The 3,973-nt window shown below is 40.1% G+C and carries 3 protein-coding genes; all 3 read right to left on the bottom strand.

Going from position 1 to position 3,973, the window contains the following annotated elements:
• The coding region (locus tag VNZ46_RS12115) for an efflux RND transporter permease subunit (protein WP_325560394.1) at nucleotides 1-679 on the bottom strand (679 nt) is incomplete at its 3' end.
• Nucleotides 680-786: 107 nt separating this feature from the next.
• Nucleotides 787-1,086, bottom strand: coding sequence for a hypothetical protein (locus VNZ46_RS12110; RefSeq protein ID WP_325560393.1), 300 nt, complete (start codon nucleotides 1,084-1,086; stop codon nucleotides 787-789).
• Between the two features lie 169 nt (nucleotides 1,087-1,255).
• Nucleotides 1,256-3,973, bottom strand: a 2,718-nt coding sequence (gene dnaE / locus VNZ46_RS12105) for a DNA polymerase III subunit alpha (protein ID WP_325560392.1), incomplete at its 5' end; no start/stop codon positions are given.

The raw sequence follows: 3,973 nt of genomic DNA, 5'->3' as shown, positions 1-3,973 counted from the left end.
CAATATAGGCACCACCGGTATTTTGGTTATTTCTTTCTAATGCATCAAAAACATCTGCAACAGTTAAATTGTATGCTTTTAACTGTTGTTGCCGGACAGCAATTTCATATTGTTTAAGCTTACCGCCAAAGCTGGACACCTCAGCAATTCCCGGAGTTCCCAATAGCTGCCTTCTTACAATCCAATCCTGGATAGTTCGCAATTCTGTCACATCGTATTTATCTTCAAAGCCACTTTTCGGTCTAACGACATATTGAAATATTTCACCAAGTCCTGTTGAAACCGGGGCCATTTCAGGGCTTCCAGATCCTTCTGGGATATCCTTGGTAACCTGTTGTAATTTTTCGCTGATCTGTTGTCTGGCCCAATACACATCAGTATCGTCATTAAAGACGATGGTGACGAGTGAGAGTCCAAACCGGGAAAAGCTTCTGATCTGTTTTAGACCTGGAATGCTGCTGCAAGCCTGTTCAACTGGAAAGGTAATGAGCCGTTCTATATCAGGGGCGCCAAGTGAAGGTGAAACAGTGATCACCTGTACCTGATTATCTGTAATATCCGGAACGGCATCTATTGGTAATTTGGTTACTTCGTAAGCGCCCCAACCAATAAGGGCAAATACGAACAAACCAATGATCAGCTTGTTCCTTACGGAAAAGCCAATAATCTTATTCAGCATAGTTTTTATTTATTGTACTTAAAGAAATTGATCCTATAAATTATCTGTTGCAGCCTTTTTGCTTAGCTGCAATAGATAATAATTCAATAATATGTAAATAATAAAAACTAGACCTGCGGGGGGCGAAAAAGAGATTCAAGAGAGGGTTGTAAAAACGCACAATCCCTAAATATGGGCTTTACATTATCAATCGAGAATGTATGGGGTTTATTAAATCGCGTTTTTGCTGATGGAATTGCTGGCTGGCTAAAAGAAGAATCCACCTTTTTAAAAGGCAATTTCATATCTTGTTCCTGATCATCATCATTCAAGTCCTCGCCCCAATAATGAAGACTTAAAAACCTCATCACGCTAATATTTGCATCTCTTTGCTTATGTTCCTGATAGTGCTCAATCAAGATTGGCATTTTCAGTAACTGTTTTAGATCCGTCGTATGCAATATAACCGTAAAAAGTAATATGTAAGACCAACATTGTTTCACTGTGTAAAGATATAACTTGGGGTATAATAATTCATAAAATAATTGGAAAGTCGTGGTAATTTCAAAAAGGGTATAAAATTCTTATCTTCATTTGTTAATCCATTACCGGATTCTTAAGGATTTCAAGTTTTGCAAATTTGGCAACCTCTAAACTCGGGAATCCAAAATCCTCTACAACCTTGCCTAAAATCAGATAGCAACCCGTTCCCCTGAATGGATAGATAGGTGTATTGTTCGGAAAATGTGTCGTATCAAAGAAATGCCCATCTACGTCAAGGAATGTTCCAAACCACATTTTTTTACTGCTCTTGGTATATACCGTTTTCTCACAAACAAACAATCCAACCATTTTTACGGTCTGACCTATATATTTAAGCAAGTCTTTAGCTTTGATTGCACCGCGATATCCCGTTTTGAGTAAATCAAACATAGAAAGTGTTACTGGAAAACCCAAAAGCTCCAGTTCATGATAAGCATCTTCTAACGCAGTACTGACCAAAGCCGGCATTTCATAAAGCTTTCGCTCTATATGAAATAGCTCTGCATTATTCTTCGGTTTGTTTCCAGCAAAAAGCATATGGATTTCCCATAACAAAACCTTCTTACTTTTACCTGTAAAACGAAGTGCCCCAATCCTAATCAGGATAATGGCTTGCTCCAGACTGACACCACTGCGGCATACAAAGTTCTCCAGGTCCGAGAACTCACCATTTAACAGTCGTTCTCGTGGAATAGCTTCAATAAGCTTCCCTTCCAATCCCTCAATCCCTATAAATCCCAAATATACATCGATTCCAGAAATAGAAACTGTAGAATAGCTCATGTTCACGCAGGGTAAATGAATTTTGGCACCAGACTTCCTAAGTTCATGTACATATAGCCAGCGTGTATAAAAGCCACCATAATTATTCAACACCCCAACCATAAACTCCATTGGGTAATAGGTCTTTAAAAATAAACTTTGGTAACTCTCTACAGCAAAACTTGCAGAGTGTGCTTTTGAAAAGCTATAACCTGCAAAAGAGCTCACCTGCCGCCAAATTTCTTTTGTAACTTCTTCTGGTCTGCCCAAAGCTGCTGCCCCCTCATGAAATTTCACCAGGAGTTTATCAAACTCTACTCTGGAGCGATACTTGCCACTCATGCCCCTGCGCAGAATATCTGCATCCTCACCATTCATTCCGGCATAGTGGATACTGATCTTAATTACATCTTCCTGATAGACCATAACTCCAAAGGTATCCTCCATTTGTTCTTTTATTACCGGATGTAAATACTTAACATCATGCGGCTTATGATAATTGTGAATATAGGTCTTCATCATGCCGGACTGTGCTACTCCAGGCCTTATGATAGAGCTTGCAGCAACCAGAGTCAGGTAGTTATCGCAAGTCAGTTTCACCAACAGCTGGCGCATAGCTGGCGATTCCACATAGAAACAACCAATAGTATCTCCATTTTTCAGCCGTGCATTCAAATTCGGGTCTTTCATAAAGGTCTTTACCTGGTGAATATCAATCTGAATTTTCCGGTTTTCTTCCACCAGCTTAACCGCCTCCTTAATATGACCAATTCCCCGCTGGGAAAGAATATCATATTTATCATAGCCGATCTCTTCCGCTTCATACATATCCCATTGTACGGTGGGCATCCCTTTAGGTGGTAAATCCAATGCGGTATAATAGGTTATCGGTTCTTCTGAAATCAATATTCCTCCGGCATGAATACTGCGTTGATTCGGCATTTTATTCATCAGTTCGTAAACGGCTAAGATCTTTTTAAATGTGGCATTATCCCTGTTGACAAGCATTTGACTCGGATCGGTAAAGCCATCAATTTCGGCTTTAGGAAGGCCCATCACTTTTCCAATCTCTCTAATCACCGAACGGTCCTTGAATGTTGATAGCGTTCCTAAAAGCGCTGTGTACTCCCTTCCGTATCGGTTAAAAACATAATTCTGCACATCTTCCCGCTGGTCCCAGGAATAATCAATATCAAAATCCGGAGGAGAGGCTCTTGATAAATTTAAAAACCGTTCAAAGTAAAGATCCAGGTCAACTGGGTCAACATCGGTAATTTTCAGGCAATATGCAATCATACTGTTTGCCCCGGAGCCGCGGCCTACATGATAATATCCCTTCTTCATGGAATAACAAATGATATCCCAGGTAATCAGAAAATATGCACAAAAATTCATTTTGAAAATCACCCTCAACTCTGCCTTTATCCTGTTAAGGGCGATCTCATGATCTGTACCATAACGATATATCATACCCTCCATTGCAAGCTTTTCCAGCAAGACCTTATCCTCCTCTTCGTTCCCGGTAAAGGTCTTTCGGTTCAATTTGAGCTTACCTTGCGGATAATCCATCACACAGTTATCCATCAAGTTACGAGTATTATCTAAAATAAAACTATACTTATGAAATTTTGCATCGAGTTCGCCAGACGGTAAAAATTCATCGGTATTCCTGCACTTGTCCTCTGCAGAAACCATGGTCATCAATGTGTTAAGGCCAATCCCGCGAAGATATTCATGCAGCCTGTATTCCAGTTTGCCGCAAAACACGACAGGCTGCAAAGCCACGAGTTTATGCGAAATGGATGAAATATCCATTGCATGCAAACCATGTAATTCATCAAAACGAATTCCAAAATACTCATATTCAGTCAATACTTCGGCAGAATAAAGATGATATGGATACACGACATAGGCATCTGCAAAAGCAGGACAACGGTCTGGCAAGTCTCGCTGCTCCAAATTATGCTGGGACAAAAAATCATTCAGTTGTTTCATTCCTTCCCTATTGCG

The sequence above is a fragment of the Pedobacter sp. genome, assembly GCF_035566355.1.
Lineage (GTDB): Bacteria > Bacteroidota > Bacteroidia > Sphingobacteriales > Sphingobacteriaceae > Pedobacter.
This window is presented reverse-complemented; position numbering and strand designations above follow the sequence as displayed.